Raw genomic sequence first — 18,361 nt, forward strand, 5'->3', positions numbered from 1 at the left:
CGCCATCGTGCCAGAGAGCGTAATCCGGCCTTCATTGGTGAAGTTCCTCAGTGTCGGGAAGATGCTTCGGTTCCAATCCGGGATGTTGGATGGCAACAGAATCTGGCCGGTCCTACCCACAGTCAGGTTCTCGGCCTCTACGAGGATTGATTCCCGAATTCTGAGCGTATCGGCGATCACGACGTTCGTGCCGCGCGCGGCAAAAGACGCCGTGAAAACCGGCTGAAGAACACGCACCCGCGTCGCATCCACGACCAACGCGTGAAAACCGATTTCGATGACGTTGGTGACCGGCTCCATCGTGACCTGGGTTGGATCGGAAGGATTGGTAACGGTGTTCGTTGTGACAGTCCCGGTCTGGTTCGTCCACATGCCAGTCCAGGCGAAGATGTCTCCCGTCGTGCGCTCGATCATGTCCTTTGCCAGGCCACGGACCAGCACGTTTCCACTCGCAGACTTCAGGTCGAAAGAAAGGTTCGGCACATCGATAACCGAGTTGGTGTTGATGACATTCCCGGAATGGACCGTAACAATTCCTTCCCCCCGGATTCGAGTTCGGGTGAGGTTGAGCTCGTCGCCGACGAGCTCAACGCGCCCGGGCAGATTCGTCAGTGACGCGCCGGGGACATTCGGAACCGTGAAGGCAAGGTTGGTGACATTGAAGCCATAGGCCGAGTAAATGTTCGTCACCAGCGCATTGCTGTAAGTCTGGCTGAAGATAATCGCGCCCACATTATTCGTGCCGGGCACGTTGGGCCTCTGGCCGGACAAATACTCGAACGGCGTCGCGCGGGTCACTTCGTAATTCGCCGGACGGTAGGTCGTTTGGGTGGTCAAGTTGGTGGCCAGGATGAAGTTTGTTTCGGCAGCGACGCGGTCGATCAGGTAGATCAAGTTGGTGAAGTTTCCCCCGTCCAGAACGTTCGTCTCCAGTTTGAAGAATTCCACTACCGCTGCGCGATAGGGGTTCGTTGCAATCGAACTGGGAGTGAACTTCACGTTGAAAGCGATATTGGTATCTGACGTTTGGACAAACACGGATTGAACGACCCAATTGGAAGGCGTCACCGCGTTGGTTAGCGTGAAGGCCGAAGCGTTGGTCAAGCGCAAAGAAGTCCTGAATCCATTGAGTTCATTGGTCACGGCGTGCTGGGGGGATCCGACCGTGTAATTGGTCGATCCGCGGTTAGGCTGAGCGAGGCTTCCCGGCTGGAGCTGCGGCGGTCCACCCGGACCTGGACTTGAGCCGTCGTCCATGCCCCAGTAGCGATCCGATATCCCCACGTCTGGAATGAAGTTCGTGGGTGTGACAAAGCCCTGGCCTCCCACAAACGGCAGGATGCCGACGCTGCTGCGCGTCAGGTCCACTTTGCTTCCGGCGATGCGAACGCGGCCGCGCGTATCAGCCAGCAGTTGGCCTTTGTTCACCACGTTCGATGCGGAAATGAAGACCTGCGAGTTCTCAAAGCCAAGGCCGAAATTGGTCAGGACCGTTCCGGGCAAAAAGCGTCCGGCGTCGTTGGCGACGATGCGGGCGTCCAAGCCATTGAAAAAGCTGACGGCCGGGGACCGAACGCTGTTCGCCGTGATCGTCTCGAATCGGAAGCCGGGGTTGCCAATCATCCGGCCCGTGTTTGTGAAGTAACGGGTGTTTTGAGTTTCGTACGGGACCAGCGTATTGACGTTGAAGTCGCCGTAATTCGCGAACGCGGCGGCATCGAGCTGCGGCACGTTGGTGAGCGTTCCGAAATTCTCAAACAGCGGCGTTGAAGCGCCAAAGACCGCTGAGGCGCTCCCCGCCAGCGTTCCCACCAGCACGAATCTCCTGAGTTTCATCATAACCAAATTCCTACGGCACTTGCCACGGGCTCGTCCCTCCGCTCTGAGTCAGGATGAGCCTTTCGAGGTCACGAATGCTGGTTCCCGACGGGAACACGATTGGCGCATTGGTCGAAGAATCGTACGATCCCCAAGCCAATCCTCGGCTGGCCAGCGTTTCGCCGCCTCCGCCGATATTCAGGAACCATGGGCCAATCTTGCTGAAAGTGATCTCCACGGGCGAATTCACGACTCCAGGGCCGCCCAGCGCGGTTCCTCCGGGCGCCCTGTTCTGCGCTTCGTTGTTCTGAAAAGTTAAAACCCGGTTGAACAGGTAAGGTGTCCCTGCCGGATCAAGGCCCAAATCCGCAGCCGAGAAGAGAATGTCCGGCTGCGTCACTGTCCGCTGAACCAGTTGGCTCCGCAATGCGCCGTTCGTAGCGTAGCTGTCTGCATACACGACGTTGTTCGTGAAGAACTGGCCAAGGAACGAGTCGAAGTTAGCCTTTTTGAATGAAAGCTTGTCCACTCCCGGCCGCAACGCCAGATCGACCAACGTATTCGTACCGGTCACGCCACCCGCGCCGGCTCCCGGAACTCCACCGCCCGCCGCCCCACCAACACCCGTCGCTCCACCGCCTGTCGGCTGCGTAACGACACCGCCCACGATAGCCCAGGGCACACTGGTCGATCTCGATCCGATTCCCGGGTCAGCCAACCCACCACTGCTGAAGGCGACGATCGCGTTGGTCGGAACGTTCTCGACGTTCAGATTGTTTCTGCTGAGCAAATAGCGGATTCCGCCGGCGTCATCGCGGCTCAGACCCGTATAAAAAATACCGGGATTGAAAAAAATCGCCGTGCCTCTCGGATCGGACGCTCCGCCAAACATTCCAACATATGCCGCGACGGTGCTGGGGCTGGCCTGATAAGGGTCAACCGAGATTGGTATCGGCTCCCACGCATCGAACGGGTCAGCCGGCGTGGCTCGTGTTTGAACGATTGTATAAGTGTAAAGCGTGCCGTTGATGTAACTCGATGGCTCAAACGTCACAGGATCGAAATGGCGTTTGAGCGTGACATACACCGGGATCGGTCCGATGAGAGTCCGCCCGCGCAACGTGAAAGCATACCGCTCTGGGACACTGAGGCCCATCGCTTCCAGAAGGATGGAAAGCGTCCAGGTCTTCATGTCCCGGATGCGCAGAGCCGCGGCTTGATAATTGTATCGGCGGGTGTCGAGCGGGAACTCGCGCAAATCCGGACTCATCTGAGAAGCGGGCGGCAGATCATTCAGTATCTTGATGGCTGCATCCACCGCCTCGACTCCCTTCTCGCCGAAATAGGCCAGAAAAGACGGATCGAAACTGTAAACCAGGAACGGAGTGTTCCAGCGATACTCTTCGCCGAGGTTCTTGGGGCCGGTGGTTTCAGTGCCGCCATTGTCCGAAACCACCGTCGTGTTGAGTCCGTACCCGAGCGCCTGCGTTTGCCACGTCTCCAGAGGTCCCGTCAGCGAAAAGGCTCCTGCCTCCTGTGCGGCGGCAACGGCAAACAGAATCCAGAGAATTTTCTTTGCGGACTGCAACATAAAAGCCAATGCGTTAACGAAGCCGTTTCACACGATAATAGACCGAGTCGCCTGTCTGCTGGATCAACATCGAATCGGTCGATCCTGCTGAAAAACGCGGGCCCCCGACGTCCAGCCAGTCTTGTTCCAGTTTCGTGCTGAGCTGCACCTGATAAACGAAACCCGCCTGAGTATTCCAGTTCAGGAAGCTGCCCTGGGGCGTGGAAACGATCTCGGTGCGCAGAACGCTCTTCGAATCGATCGGATTGGTCCCTGCCAGGAATTCGTGCAGATTGCTCGAACCGTCGCCATCACTGTCTGCTCTTGGCTCCGGCCATTTGTTCAGGTCGCTCCCCCAATACGTGGTTTGCCAGTCATCCGGCAGACCATCCAGGTTCTCGTCGCTTCCCCAGGTCACACCAATGGCCGCGGCCGAAAAGGCAGAGCGCCCGCCATTGGCAAAGCGGTAGCTCATCTTGACAGTATGGCTGCTGCCGGGAGCGAACGGTCCAAGGGTCGAAATGTTCCCCGTCACCACGGCCGGCACCGGGTTGTCGTCCACGTATAATTCATAGCCGCTGACCGTATTCGTGCCGGCATCGGGCCAGGTCACACTCAGGCGAGTCGAACTCAACGCAGAAACAAAAGGTGCGGCAGGTTTCAGAACAGAATGAGCGTAGCGCTGGCTAAAGAGATCAAAACTGGTCCGGCCCCCAATAAAACTCGACCAGACCACAAGGAACTGAGAATTCCCGTCCCCGGCAACCGACGGATAAATCTGCGGCCCAGACGTCGATGAGTTCACGCGGAACTCAGCCCCGACAGAATTTGCCTCTGGCGTAAGGAATCTTCCATAGATCCCTTCAAACGAGCCGTCCTGTCCAGAACTGATCCAAACCACGAGCTGCGACTCGCCGTTGCCAGCAATCTGCGGCGCATAGTGATTCCCGTTCGCATGGCTGTTTACTTTGGCCGAAGCGCCTCTGGGCTGAGCGTTCGGGCCGTAACTCCGCACCTTGACATCCCAGGCGTTGGCAAGGTTGCCAATGTCCCGTTCACTCCACCCGACCATAAAGCCACCGTCGGGCAGGGCGCTGATGGTGGGGTTCGCGCAAATGTTCGTCCCTGGGTTCACCAAGAACTCGGCTCCGCTCTGGGGCGCGTCAACGTTCATCACTCTCCCATAGACGTCAATGCTGTTCTCGAAGCGGGCCTGTTCGGAAATCCAAACGACTGCGAACCGCCCGTTCAGCAAGCCAACCACAGACGGGGTTCGCTGGTTGTATCGGGTGTATTGATTGATGGCAAATTCACTCCCCAGTTTCGCGCCGGAGCCAGAGAGGCGCTGGCCGAAAACCCCCTGCATGCTTCCGTCCTGGCCGAAGCTCGACCAAGTCACGACAACGGAGCCGTCGGACAACACGGCCAACGCCGGGTTCATCTGCTGATTGTCCTCATAAGTGTTGACGCGGACATCCCCGGTGATGAACGTGCCGTCGGGGCCAACGAACCGAGCAAAAACATCCTGACTGCCCAACGGCCCTCCTTGCCAGACAATCACGGCCCCGCCATCCTTTAGCCGGCGAACTTTGGGGTTTTGCTGGTCGCCGGCGCCCTGCTCGTTGACTTTGAAAACGCTCAGAGAGCCGAGCATGTTTCCCGTGAGCCGGCGCGCGCTGATGCCAAACCCATCGCCATCCGTCGCGTTGTCTTGCCAGACCAGGAATCCGCCGGAATCGCCGACGCTCACATCTGAAAACACCTGGTCTCCGGCGAGCAACCCGGCATTGGGATATTCCCCGCCCTGGACGGTGAATTCGGTTTGTCCAAAAGCCATTCCGGGAAGCAAGCAAACGGCGGTGAGCAAGCTGGCGGCAAACCAACTCTTCGGCATTCTTGGCGACATATGCTTCGAGACTCTAATCGAACCGGACCTCGTTACTGGGTTTGCGTGGGTGCATCCGCGGCACGAGCGGCTTTCGGGGTCAGGTTAGGATCGTAAGGCAGGTTCTCCTCGGTGTGAACGCGATTACCGGCTGGATCAATGATCGTGGGAGTGACAAAGATGACAAGGTTCTTCTTGGAAGTAGTTCTGGATTCGCTTCGGAACAAACGGCCCAGAATCGGGATGTCTCCAAGAACAGGCACTTTGTCCTTCATCTTGGTGACGTCCTCCGCGATCAACCCGCCCAGAACGATGGTTTGTCCGTCCCAGACGTTGGCGCTTGTGATCACCTGTCGGAGCCGGAATTTGGGCAGGGGAAGAATCGCGGTCAGCGGCTGGCCCAGCGTATTACCCGCCGCGGACTGAGCTTGAGGAATGAAGGGACCTGGATCGTCGTAACCCAGAAACTCCACAAACGTCGGCATGAGAGTCATCTGAATCGAATAGCCATCTGCTGACACGGTTGGGAGAACGTCCAGTTGAGGACCGAGCGGAACCGGTTGAGGCGTGAAGTTTGAAGCCGCAGCAACGGCGCCACCGCCTCCTCCACCGAGTCCGCCGACACCGCCTGCGCCACCTCCGAAACCGCCACCGCCGGCGGCGGCCGCACCAAAGTTCTGGCTCGCGACAATGGATCTCAACTCAGTGACGTCCAGCTTCGCCTGGCGCCCGCTGAGAGTCGTGACACTGGGAGCCGCCAGCACATCAACACCGCCACGTTGTTCCAATGCTCGCAGCACAACTCGGAACTGCGGGTCGGTCAAAATGCCCGTGATCGTTCCCACAGAGGGCAACCGCAGACGGTCGCTGCCAAACACATTGCCCAGACCGGTCGTCAAGTTTTGATCAGATGGCTGAGACGGGATAGCTGTCGCCGTCGGGTTATTCGGATTGAGGCCCGGAACCCGCGGAAAGGTTCCCTCGGGGTTCGCACGGGAAGGTCCACCGGCAAACGAAGGCGCCGTTCCTCCCTGGAATCCAACCTTGCCATCCGCCAACAGGGTGTTGCCCAAAAACCAATCGAATCCCAAACCTTTGCTGTCGGTCTGCGTGATCTCCGTGAACCGTGCCTCGATTGTGAGCTGCGGCGGAGTGACATTCAAAGTTTGAATCGCTTGCTCCATGATGTCCAGGTCTTCCATGGTCGCGCGGGCAAAGATGATTCCAGTGCGGTCGTTGAAAAACAGCGCCTTGCGGATTCCAACAGGCTGACCCGTGGTCGGATCGATCCCAGCGCCGCCGGGAGCACCAAACCCACCGGCACCGCCGCCAAACCCGGCGCCTCCGCCAAAACCCGCGCCCCCGGTTAACCCGCCGCCGCCCGCTCCTCCAATCCCGAGGGTCTGAGGCTGTGGAAAATCAATCCCGGCCGAAATGAAGAACTGCCGCACCAACTCCTGGACTGTCACCATGAGCGTGGCCGTCGTTACACCGCGAAGTCCACCCGTTCCCAAACCGCCGCCGCCGCCACCCCCCAACCCACCACCCCCCAACCCACCACCCCCCAACCCACCACCACCCAGACCACCTCCGCCGCCGCCGAATCCGCCGCCACCACCACCAAGGCCACCGCCGCCAAATCCACCTAACGCCCCGGCCCCGGTCACATCGACGCGCGGATAAATGTATCCTCCACCCAAGCCGCCGCCACCACCACCGAAGCCGCCACCACCACCACCGAAGCCGCCGCCGCCGCCGCCGAGGCCGCCGCCAGCAGCACCACCAGCACCGCCAGCTCCAAGCGTGCCGATGGACACGGCTTCGATGCCTTGAACGAACGTATTCGGATCAACCCGGAACGTTCGCGTAAACAACTGCGGATTCTCCGGCCCTTTCTGGGTGAAGACTACGGCGTAATCTTCCACCGAATACTTCATGCGCCGGTCGGCGACCTTTGTCACCGCGTCCAGGATGTGGATCAATTTCACATTTCGCAAAGGGGGATTGAGCCGAATGATGACGTTGTTGAGATCGACTTGCTCCGGGGGTGGCGCAGCCGGAAGCGGCTGGCCGGTGACAGGATCGACTCCGCCCAATTGCAGCGGCGGCGCCGGGATGTCGATTTGCGAATTGATGATGAAATTGATGCCCGGAGGCGAAATCTTCCGCGCCTGTTCATTCAAGTCCTTGACGACCTCGCTCAACGGGATCCCGTCGTATAGAACTTCTGCCAGCACGATCTTCTCCAGCTTCTGATAGATCTGCTGCCGCTCGGGACTGGTATGAACCAGATTGGTGCGCGCGAACGGATTCGAGACCGGCAGTCTGTCGCGTTGGATTGGGAGGTTCCACGCTTGCTCGACCTGGAGCATTTTATCTTTCGAGATAATCTCGCGCCGGCGGGATTCCTGGGCGTGTTTGGCCTCGTCAATGTAGCTAAGGTAGTAGAAAGCGGCCTGGTTTTCGGGATCCTGTTTGACCGCCTGCCGGAGCTTGGCATCGGCCTCGTCAAGTTTGCCCATTTCCACCAGCAAACGCGCGTCCTGCACGAGGGTCGAAGTGGCGATTCGTTCGGCGCGCACCTCCGGGAGGCGCGCCTGGATTTCGCGGCTGGGGATGCGGCCCTTTTGCTCTGCCAGCAACCCATCATTGACGCGCTTGAAGTTGATGGCGGAGATGCTGTTGGGATCGGCCCGGAGGACGCGGCTGACCTGTTTGTCCGCTTCGATAAAATCCTGTTTCTTTTGGGCGGCCTTGGCCAGCTCCAGGCAAACGGTCGATAGACCGGTCAGCGTATCGGCCCGTTCTTTCTCGATGCCGACGCCGATGCTTTCCACCAAATCCCCGGCTTCCTGATATTGCCGGGACGCGTTGAGCAAGTCGCCTTGCGCTTCCGCCTTCTGCGCTTCTTCAAGGACCTTGCGGAGTTTGATGATATTGGCCTGGCGCCGAACGGCCTCGTCCGCCGCAAGCTGAGCCGGCGAAGGCTGCGCGGCAAGCGGAGAGACGGCCCCCAGCAGGAGGACGCAAGTAAGGATTTGGATCAGTGCTCGACTCGTCATGTTTGGTTTCCTTTGCGAAAAAGGCTCGTTCACTTCGGCGAAGGATGATACGCGATTGTGGTCCGTTTCCCGGTTGACTCAGCGGACAATACAACCTCGTTCTTGGTAATAGCAACGATTTTGTATTTCTCCGGATCGCGGGGCAGATTCAGGATGCTGTTTCTCCGCACGCGCTGAAAGGGCTTGCTATCGCGAGGATACAGCATGTCGGCGGCATGGCCGATGACGGCGACAAAAGGCTTCTCCTTCGTCACGACCACCTGGAATTTCGGCTCCTTGAATTCGAGGTGCAAAGCCGTAGGATCACCAACTGGCCCCTCCACCCTGGTCAATTGAAACATATCATTCTGCTGCCCCAGCATGGCCGTCTTAGACTTCCGCGGAGCAGGATCAGTGTCTTTGATAATCGTGAAGAAGTAGCGAAACTGGTCCGGGTTGCCTGTCACGGGCTCCGCCTTGTCAAACTGAATGACAAGACGCAATTCGTCGATGTTGGTCACGACGAGAGCGGTCGGCCCTTCGGTGCCCATCAAAATCTTGTCGATGCGGCCATTGGGCGCTTTGCGCCAGGTGACGGGATTGAAAACGTTATGGGGCGAAGAGAAATTGAATTCCACCGACCCCTCGAACTGCTTAACGACCATTTCGTTGGTTTTCAGGTATTCGTCGAGCGGTTTGAACGGCTTGGGGTCCCGGCGCACTTCTCGGGTGACGGTTTCGTCCAGGAACTGCCGGACATGTGAGACCTGCAAAGGCAACGCCGCCGCCGCGACAGCCAGGCCCAGCAAGACCACGCTCAACAGAATCTTCTCGTAATGTTTCTTGAGGAACAGCATTGGAAATCACTTCCCGGGGGAGGGCTTCAGACGGACCGAATTGATGGAGAGAGTAAACCTGAGCGCCTTCTCCTCGAGCAGGACACCGGGACGCGAAGGCTTGGGGGCGGTGGGGGGGGGCGCCATTGGCGCTCCCATGCCATATCGCCGCATCATTTCCGGCGACATCCCTCTCATCATGGGCATGCCCGGCCGAATCCCGTATCTGGCATAGGGATTAAACGCGGGCTGCGTCTCTGTGGATGAGGTTCCGGATGGAAGCCCGGTCGTTGGATCGATGGCCGGCTCCGCATCGGCGCGCTCAACCGTCAGATTCTTGACCACAAAACACTGCCGGGACCGAATGAGCCCCTCCAGAACGTCCGCCAACTCCGAACTGAAAGCTTGAAAAGTGACTTCATAAGGCATGACCACAGCCCATTGGTTGGTCGCCGCTTTTGCATCCACATAATCATCGCTCGCCCCCACCATACTCGTGAGGCTCGACCCGCCGCCGCCATCATCCTGGCCCGCGGAAACACGCTTCACCTTCTCCAGGGAAACGATCCGGGAGTCGAAGAGAATGTTGCACAGATCATAGACATCCATGAGCTGCGCAGCCAGAGTCCCAACGATATTTGTCGAAAAAGCCGTGGAAGCTTTTTGGGCGTTAAAGCTGAACCAATAATCTTCAGACAGCTTCACGCCGGACCGTTCCGCCCCGGATTGCAATGCCGCGATGGCGGTGTCCAGCATCCGCCGGAAGTCACGGCTCGTAGGCTGGTTCGTCGAAGGGATCTGGAAGTAGCGTTTGATCTGGCCTATCGAGGCTTGCAGCTTTTTGTGTTCCGCTTTGGCTGCCCCAATATTGTCCACCTTGTCGGTGCCGGGATGCGGGTCGCGATTGACCAGAGTCTTGAGATCGGTGGTGCTTTGATTGAGTTGCTCGGTGACGGCCTGGTCTTCGCTGTATTTTGTATAAAGAAAATAACCGGCGAAACCCAGCAGCGCCAACGCCACTACGCCTCCGACGACCAACAACAAATTACGCTTGAGCCACGCCATATTAATCTTTGATCGGCTGTTTCAACTTGAGCGTCATGCCGAATGTGAACGTGGACGTCGTATCATCAACGTCGGATTTGTCCCCGTGCAGCTTCGTCCCCTCTTTGTCCAGGAGCGAACTGCCCTGAATGGCATTCTCCACGGCGAAGATGACATCGCCATTGGCCGCCGGATTGCCGCCGCGCGTCAAATCTACGGCCCGGAATGTCACGTAAACAATCCCCACCTGGTTGGTGCTTTTGGTCGTTGTTCCATCCCCACCTTCAGCCGGCGCGCCCTCGGTTGACTCCGCCGGTTGCTCGGAGGAGGGCCGCAACATGCCGGGACGGATCAGTCCGTAACGCTCCAGAAGTTTGGGATCCATCTTGAAAAGATAACTCCTGGAATCGCCCTCTTCTGAGGCTTGAGACGTTGCCAGCGTGGTGCCTGGCGCATTGGTCGCAAACCTTTCGATCCAGATCCCCACGTCCTGGCCGCGAGTGCGCTCCTTTTCAACCGAAATCAGAATGCTACGGAGTTCCGTTAGAAGATCGGGCCAGTAAAATCGCTGCTTCAGCCAGCCGGTGAACGCTTCGATTTCCTCTTTGGTTCGCCTGATGACATTCTCCTGCGCAACCAGGTCCGTCTCCTTCTGCTTGAGCGGCATCAGCTCTTGTTGGATTTCCTCAAGTGACGCCCTCTTTACAGCGGCAACACGGTCAAAGAACCAGCCATACGCAAGAATAGCGACGATCAAGCCAAAGAAGGATGCGATGAAGTATGGCTTCTTCTGGTCGAGTTGCTGACGCTTGAGAATGCTCTTCGGCACCAAATTCAGTTCCACTGGGCACTGCGCGGCGTTCCGCAAGCCCAGGCCGACGACTTCGCCGAAGGAATGGGCCACGCGGGCCAGTTCCTCCAGATTGATCTCCGGATTAATCTGGATGTTGCGGAACGGGTTGAAGTACTCCACGGGGACATTGAGCTTCTCAGCGAAGAATTGCGCCGTGTAGGGCATGATCGACGCTCCGCCGGCCAGGAAGAGGCGCTGGGGTGCGGAACCTCCCTGCTGGCCGCGATAAAACTGGATCGTCTGGTTGACCTGGATGTGCAGCCGCGTCATGACTTGCCGCGCGATCTTCGAGATCGCGGCCTGGTGCGGATTCTCCGGTTCCTCGTACGCTCCGCCCAAACTCACGAATCCTTCGGCGATCTTGGTTTTCTCCGCTTCAGGGAAGCGAAGTTTGGACTCGGCGGCAAACTCCTGCGTGATGGAATTCGCGCCAATATTGATGCCGCGGGAATAAACTTTGCCCTTCTCAAAGAAGAGCAGGTTGCTTGTCTTGGCTCCGATGTCCAGGAGCATCGTGCAACCTTCGAGATCGCCATAATTGTACCGAAAGGCATTGCACAGCGCCGCGGGAGAAACATCGACCAGTTGCAGACGAAGCCCTGTGGCCTCAGCCGTGCGGAACAACCCTTCCACGATGTCCGCCTTGATCGCGACCAGCAGCACTTCGAGTTCGCCCGTGGGCGTGCCGCCGAGAATCTGGTAGTCCCAGACGACTTCCTCCAGAGGAAACGGGACGTTTTGCTGCGCTTCGTACTGAATGATCTGCGTGACCTTGGAGGTATCGACCGGCGGCAGTTTGACGAACTTGGAAAAAACGTGAAAACCCGGCGCGCAAACGTTGGTCCTGCGGGAACCGAACCCGCGTTCTGCGAACAGATCCTGAACCGCTTTCCGCAGAACATTCTCGCGCGCGGCGTCTTGAGATCCCTCCAAACCCAGGGCCCGGATTCCGTATTGTTTGAGGACCAGATTGCCGCCTTCGTCCAACTCGAATTCCGCCACCTTCAGAGTGCCGGCTCCAAAGTCAACGCCGAGGAATGATTTTGTGTTAAGCATTTATCTATACTGACACCAAATTTGCAAAATCGTTCTACGTCGGGCTGGACCAAAGTCCAGCGCAATCGGAGAAATTAGGCGTGCTGGTTACTGAAAATCCACGGCAGGGTCAAACCTAAAAATCGAATTCATGCGGATTTCTCGCGGCGCGCATGGCCTCGCAGACCGAACAGCTTGTGCCGGAAGTACGCAATCGTTTGCTCCAGCCCTTTCGCCAGCGGGACGCGCGGTTCCCATCCCAGCAACCGCCGCGCGCGATCGATGTTCGGACGCCGCTGCTTCGGATCATCTTGCGGCAGCGGTTTGAAAACGATTCGGCTTTTCGACCGCGTGGCGCGGATGATTTCCTGAGCGAATTCCAGCACCGTCATTTCGTTCGGATTGCCGATGTTCATCGGGTCGCTCGCAGAACTCATCATCAGCCGGTAAACTCCCTCGATCAGATCGGCGCAGTAACAAAAGCTCCGCGTCTGTGCTCCCCGGCCAAAAACGGTCAACGGTTTGTTCTTCAACGCCTGGCTGACAAAGGCCGGGACGACGCGGCCATCGTTCATCCGCATGCGCGGACCATACGTGTTGAAAATCCGCACAATCCGCGTGTCCAGGTGATGCTCGTTGCGGTAGGCCACGGTCAGCGCTTCGGCGAATCGCTTGGCCTCGTCGTAACAACCGCGGGGACCGATCGGGTTCACGTTCCCCCAATAATCTTCGGTCTGCGGGTGAACCAGCGGATCGCCGTAGATTTCCGACGTGGATGCGAGCAGGAAGCGGGCGCCCTTGTGCTTGGCCAGTCCGAGCGCCTTGTGCGTGCCGAGCGATCCGACTTTGAGCGTCTGGATCGGCAATTCGAGATAATCCACCGGGCTGGCAGGCGAAGCAAAGTGCCACACGTAATCGACCGGCATGCCCAGAAAGATGAACTCCGTCACGTCTTGCTGGATGAACTTGAAGCTCGGGTTCCCGCCCAGGTGCGCGATGTTGTCGATCGATCCTGTGATCAGGTTGTCGATCACCACAACTTTGTGGCCGCGGGCGATGAGCAAATCGGTGAGGTGCGATCCCAGAAACCCCGCCCCTCCCGTTACCACGGAAACGGGCTGGTTCTGGCGGGTCCGGCGGAGATTCGGTCGGGTCATGTGTCAGGGGTCAGGGGTCAGTTATCAGTTGTCAGTTGCCAGTGGCGAGTCACGCGCTGCGCTACGCATTACCCTTACGTTTTACGGATTACGTTTACGTGTGACGCGCCTGTCGAATCGATGAGTTTCTGGCGAAGTGCGCCATTTCTACCGTGGCACGTTGGGGCGCATCGCGGGAGTAGGGTTCTCACCCCAAACACGGCTCGCGCCCTCCTGTAGAACAGCGGACATCGCTCGCCAGGGGCGACCCAGTCGAACCGCTTTAACGATTTAACGGCTTAGGTTGCGCCTCCGCAACGCGTCGTGCCGGGTTGATGATGGGCCGGCTACTTCGCTCCCGTCCCGGAAAAGACAACCGGAATGGTCCGGACCAGAATCTTGAAATCGAGCCAGAGCGACCAGTTGTCTATGTACTCCAGGTCCAGGCGCACCCAATCTTTGAAATCCTTGACGTTGTTGCGCCCGCTGACTTGCCAGAGGCACGTCATGCCCGGCTTGACGCTCAATCGCCGCCGATGCGCGAGGTCATCGAACCGCCGCACTTCATCGACCGGCAACGGCCGTGGCCCCACCAGACTCATTTCACCCCGCAGCACATTGATGAGTTGCGGCAACTCATCGACGCTGTGACGGCGGAGGAATCGACCGATCGGCGTGACCCGCGGATCGTCCGTCACCTTGAATACGGGGCCGTCCATTTCATTCAACGCCTCCAGTTCATGCCGCCGCTGTTCGGCGTCGCTCACCATGGAACGGAATTTCAACATGGTGAAAGGCCGGCCGTTCAATCCGCTCCGCTGCTGGCGAAACAAAACCGGACCGGGCGAACTCAGCTTGATCAGCGCAACGGCGGCCAAAAAGAGCGGCAACAGGAACATCAACAGGACGAAGGCTGCGACCACGTCGAACGCTTCCTTCACCAGCGCCTGCCACGAATGCTCCGGCGTCGATCGGAAAATCAACATCGGACGGCCATGGAGATCATCCAGGAGCGTCTGCGAGAGTTGCGTGTTGAAAAAGTCCGCCAAAAGCCAGGCTTCCACGCCCTCCAACTCGCAAGCTTGAATCGCTTTCTCGACCTGGCCGAAGAACGTGTGTTTGGCGCTCAGGATCACGCCGTTGGCCGAGTGCTCGTGCAACAGATCGACCAGCCGTTCGATCTTCGTTTCATTCAGATTGAGTTGATTGACCACTTCGATTCCGTCCGTCGCCGCGAGCTGCGTCTTCAGACGCACGGTGTCCTCCAGCGTTCCCACCAGAATAAAACGCTTCTTGAATTTCGCGCGCGCGGCTTTGGCTTCCATCTCGCGGCGCACCAATTCTTCCTTGGCGAGGATCAAACAGAAACTGATGCCTCCAAACAAAAGAGGCACCCAGCGCGCCAGTTCCTCCTTCGTCAGGTACATGAATGAGATCACCGCGATCACCGCCAGCGTGCACGCCTTGAAAAGCTGCCAGACGATCCGGCGGCGCGATGGGATCAAGGGCCGGTTGTAGAATCCTTGAATCTCCAGCAAAAACGGAGTCACCAGCATGATCACCACGACCAGCCAGAGGTAGTCCCAGAATTCCTTGATTTCCGGCGTGCCGCCAAACGTGGCCAGCGTGGGATTATTGGAGCGGATGACGTGCGCCAGCCAGAAACTCACCGCAAACAATAACGCGTCCACCACTTTCTGGAATTGAGTGCGAATCTGACGCTGTCGGCGTAGCATGTGAACCGGGCTATTGAGCGGAGAATCCTGGCTTAAGTAAACACAATAATGGCGTTCGGCACCTTCGTCAGCGCGTTACGGCTGGTCGCGAGTCTCTGCGTGCAGTGAAGATTCACCGGCGCCATGCACCAATTGGAATTCGGGAACAGACGCGGCCATGAATTTTTTCATTTGCTCAAAAGCGGCTTCTTCCTCCCCGGGCCGGCAAATCGTGAAATAGGCAATGTAAGCCCACCGGGAGAGCACGCCGGTCGTCAGCAGGTCCTTCGTCATCCACCACATCCGTTCGTCGTGCCGCGCCGTGATGCGCCGGTCGGAAACGAACCAGTAAACGAACAACGCGCGGTACTGCTCAATCCTCCCGTCCCTGAATTCAACGGATTTTCCCGCAGTCAATCTCAGGACCGGAAGATCGTAGGGGGCAGGTTTCGGAATTCGCATTGTCTTCAACTCCGAGCTCTCAATCTTCCAGCCTTGCCCCGAAAGGCAAATCTCTGGTTTGTGAATGCTCGTTCGATCGCGGCCCATCAAGACGATGCTGATGTCGATCCAGGACCCGTTCCTGGCCTTGTAGCGGCGCCGGCCGTACGTCGTGTCGATAGGCAAGTAATCCCACTCTTCAAACGTCACTTCCAGCGGTTCGGACATGTAGTCCAGAACGCGCTCCGGCAAATCAATCGTGTTGGTGCAAACCAACCATTCGGCAACACCGTCCGTGACATAGATAGGTTCATCCACCATTTTCAGCCCCGGCTGGCTCAAACGATAGCTGGCTTGAAGCTTGTTCAGGAATGCGCCGGAACCTCCCACCAGCAGAAGCACGGTCAAAAACACAAGCCACTGTTGTCGTTTCATAACTTCCACATCTCTAAGCCGTATCTATTCAGTTTCGACGGGGAGCGCACGCGCCCTCGCGTGCCGTGGTCGGCGCCCTCGCCGACCACAAAGGTGCCATCGAACCAATCACCATTCAGTGGCCGTCTGGCGCCTCCCTTCAGACCGGCGAGGCGCCGGTCAGAACACGCGAGGGCGCGTGTGCTCCCCGATTTCGAGTGCATAGATACGCTAAGCAACGGCGGGGCCTTGCGCCTCCTGGTCCCGTAGAAAATGGCCGAGCGCCAGCACGCACGCAATGGCCACCACGAACGTCACAAATCCAAGCTTCTGTTCCACCAACGCCCCGGCGTTTTGCCCGAACGCATCTCCCGTCACGATCACCCCGGTGATGCGCACCACGTTCCCGATCACGGCCAGCGGCGCAGCCACGAGCACCATGAGCATCCGCTTCCACGCGGGCCGGAAGCTGATGAATCCGTAAATGGTCGTCATCGCCAGCAGCGCGATCAGGCTTCGGATTCCGCTGCACGCCGGCGCCACATCGTATTGGAAGCCGCCCGCTCCGACTATTTGTGAGCCAACGTGAGACACCGGAATGCCCAGGACAGTATTCGAGAACCCCACCGAAACCGTTGTCACGAGCATTCTCAAGGGGAACGTGATCGCGTCGCTCATCGTTCCCATCGGCACGCAAAAAACGAAAAGGATCATCGGAAAAACTGTGGCCCGCAGCCAATGCTTGCCCCAAACTAATCCCGTCAAACCGAATAGCCCGGTGAAGAAGCCCACGATTGAAACGCGTGATTGCTGGATCATGTAGCCCGCGATGTGCAGCAGCAGCCCGAGCACGACGAAACCCAGAGCCGGCCACCAGATGCCTTTGGGAACCTTCAACAGTTCCTCCCGTTTCCACCACAGCAAGCCGAGCACCACAAACGGAATCAGCGAGCAATGCCCGTCATCCGGCCAGGTCGTGAACGCCCAGTACATCCACCCAAAAAGCGACGGCGTGTCCACCCAGCCAAACATCGCATTGCCCCGCCAATGAAACAGCGCGCACCACACGGCCAGGAGCGCGAGGAACAGAGTCTTGTCCGGCAACTGCCGCCAGACGTGAGGGAACTCCTCTCGAAACGTTTCCAGGGCGTTCTTGGGTTGCGTCTTCACTTCGGCCATAGGGCGACTAAACAAATCTGACACCAGTTTGCAGATTTGATTCAATCAAAGCAATGCCGATCCGGATTCTTTACGTCCACCATAACGCCGACGCCTACGGCGCGAGCCGCTCGCTGCTTCGCCTGCTCGCTCAGTTGCCGCGGGACCAATTTCAACCTCTGGTTCTCCTCGCCGAAGACGGGCCGTTGCGCTCCAAGCTCGAAGCCCTGAACATCGAAGTGGTCCTGGGCCCTGTGAGCGTCATCACACGACCGGTGTTTCATTCGTGGCGCGTCATTCCTTTCCTCGCCGGACTGCCACTCTCGGTTCTGTTCATCTGGCGGCTGATCCGAGCGAAGCGAATCGACCTCGTGCACACGAACACCGGCGTCATCCTCACTTCTGGTCTGGCCGCGAAACTGGCCGGTGTTCCCCATGTCTGGCATATCCGCGACTGGTTTCAGGAGTTCAGAAGCGTTTGGTGGCTTTATTCTCGCTACATCACGGGCGCATCCAGCCGGGTTCTGGCCGTTTCGCGCGCTGTCGCCGAGCAATTCCAGGCCAGCCCCAAAGTCGAGGTGATCCACAACGGCTTTTCTCTGGAAGAATTCGCTGTGCCCAAGGCCAAGCTGGCGCGAGCTTTCCGAGACCAATTCAATCTGGGCAACGAATTCGTCGTCGGCTGCGTGGGCCGCATCAAATGGGTCCGCAAAGGCCAGGAGATTCTCGTGCAAGCGGCAGCTCTTCTGGAAGCGAAGGGCCTTCGCGCCAAATATGTACTCGTCGGAGCGCCCTTCCCGGGCAATGAAGACCATCTCCATCGATTGCGCGGGTTGATTCAGGAGTTGAAACTGGAGTCGTCCGTCGTGCTGACCGGCGAGTTGGAGGATACCCGCCTCGCCTATGCGGCGATGGATGTGTTCGTCCTGCCGTCCGCGCAACCTGAACCCTTCGGTGGCGTGGTCATGGAAGCGATGTCCATGGGCGTCCCGGTGATTGCCACCGCGATCGGCGGCTCCCTCGATCAGGTCGCAGACGGAGTCACCGGATTCCTCATCCCGCCGTCCGATCCGCAAGCGTTGGCCGAGAAGATCGAGTTGCTCATCCGCGACCCTGCCTTGCGTTCGCGCATGGCCCAGGCTGGTCCGGAACGAATCGGCCAGACTTTTTCATTGGAGGGCATGGTCCAGCGGCTCGAACGGCTTTACAGGGAAATCCTCCCTGCGCTCAGGTAGTTAGTTTGAGCTTGTGGTTGGCCTCATCTCACGGCTGTCCTTGCGAACTGAGGATGAATGGGCCGGCCAGGGTTACGGCGGTCTGCAGATTATGGGCCTTCCGCAGCTTCACCAGCCAATCGCGCTGCACGTCAGCCAGGGCTTGCGGCGCGTTGCGTGGTAACGCTCGTAGAAATCGGC

Annotated in this window: 11 protein-coding genes and 1 pseudogene; 2 read left to right on the top strand and 10 right to left on the bottom strand. The window is 58.4% G+C overall.

What is annotated here, in order from left to right; translation table 11 throughout:
* Positions 1-1,849: 1,849 nt before the first annotated feature.
* From FJ398_00575 to FJ398_00585, 3 genes are read right to left on the bottom strand one after another with little or no spacing between them, the layout of a single operon-like run.
* Positions 1,850-3,409 (bottom strand): hypothetical protein, encoded by a 1,560-nt coding sequence (locus FJ398_00575; protein ID MBM3836450.1) that lies wholly within the window; start codon positions 3,407-3,409, stop codon positions 1,850-1,852.
* 13 nt (positions 3,410-3,422) lie between these two features.
* On the bottom strand, positions 3,423-5,282 hold the full coding sequence (locus tag FJ398_00580; protein MBM3836451.1) for a hypothetical protein: 1,860 nt from the start codon (positions 5,280-5,282) through the stop codon (positions 3,423-3,425).
* 44 nt (positions 5,283-5,326) lie between these two features.
* Positions 5,327-6,475 carry a hypothetical protein gene (locus FJ398_00585; protein ID MBM3836452.1) on the bottom strand — a complete coding sequence of 383 codons (1,149 nt, stop codon included), beginning with the start codon at positions 6,473-6,475 and terminating at the stop codon, positions 5,327-5,329.
* Positions 6,476-6,581: 106 nt separating this feature from the next.
* Here FJ398_00585 and FJ398_00590 point away from each other — a divergent pair.
* A pseudogene (locus FJ398_00590) lies at positions 6,582-7,106 on the top strand (hypothetical protein).
* 1,258 nt (positions 7,107-8,364) lie between these two features.
* Here the strand turns inward: FJ398_00590 and FJ398_00595 are convergent.
* The 7 genes from FJ398_00595 to FJ398_00625 form a co-directional block, all read right to left on the bottom strand.
* The gene (locus FJ398_00595; protein MBM3836453.1) at positions 8,365-9,171 is read right to left on the bottom strand and encodes a hypothetical protein; all 807 of its coding nucleotides are present in this window, start codon (positions 9,169-9,171) and stop codon (positions 8,365-8,367) included.
* Positions 9,172-9,177: 6 nt separating this feature from the next.
* A complete protein-coding gene (locus tag FJ398_00600) occupies positions 9,178-10,215 on the bottom strand; it encodes a hypothetical protein (GenBank protein ID MBM3836454.1) in 1,038 nt (345 codons plus the stop codon).
* A gap of 1 nt (position 10,216) precedes the next feature.
* Positions 10,217-12,103 carry a type IV pilus assembly protein PilM gene (pilM, locus tag FJ398_00605; protein MBM3836455.1) on the bottom strand — a complete coding sequence of 629 codons (1,887 nt, stop codon included), beginning with the start codon at positions 12,101-12,103 and terminating at the stop codon, positions 10,217-10,219.
* 128 nt (positions 12,104-12,231) lie between these two features.
* The gene (locus tag FJ398_00610) at positions 12,232-13,239 is read right to left on the bottom strand and encodes an SDR family oxidoreductase (GenBank protein ID MBM3836456.1); all 1,008 of its coding nucleotides are present in this window, start codon (positions 13,237-13,239) and stop codon (positions 12,232-12,234) included.
* 326 nt (positions 13,240-13,565) lie between these two features.
* Positions 13,566-14,954: a sugar transferase gene (locus FJ398_00615; protein ID MBM3836457.1), complete on the bottom strand. Its 1,389-nt coding sequence runs from the start codon at positions 14,952-14,954 to the stop codon at positions 13,566-13,568.
* Between the two features lie 75 nt (positions 14,955-15,029).
* Positions 15,030-15,809 (bottom strand): exosortase-associated EpsI family protein, encoded by a 780-nt coding sequence (locus FJ398_00620; GenBank protein MBM3836458.1) that lies wholly within the window; start codon positions 15,807-15,809, stop codon positions 15,030-15,032.
* 210 nt (positions 15,810-16,019) lie between these two features.
* Positions 16,020-16,967 (bottom strand): exosortase/archaeosortase family protein, encoded by a 948-nt coding sequence (locus tag FJ398_00625; GenBank protein ID MBM3836459.1) that lies wholly within the window; start codon positions 16,965-16,967, stop codon positions 16,020-16,022.
* A 53-nt stretch (positions 16,968-17,020) separates the two neighbouring features.
* On the opposite strand from FJ398_00625, the gene FJ398_00630 reads away from it, so the two are divergent.
* A complete protein-coding gene (locus FJ398_00630) occupies positions 17,021-18,181 on the top strand; it encodes a glycosyltransferase (GenBank protein ID MBM3836460.1) in 1,161 nt (386 codons plus the stop codon).
* Positions 18,182-18,361 lie beyond the last annotated feature (180 nt).

The sequence above is a fragment of the Verrucomicrobiota bacterium genome, assembly GCA_016871535.1.
Lineage (GTDB): Bacteria > Verrucomicrobiota > Verrucomicrobiia > Limisphaerales > SIBE01 > VHCZ01.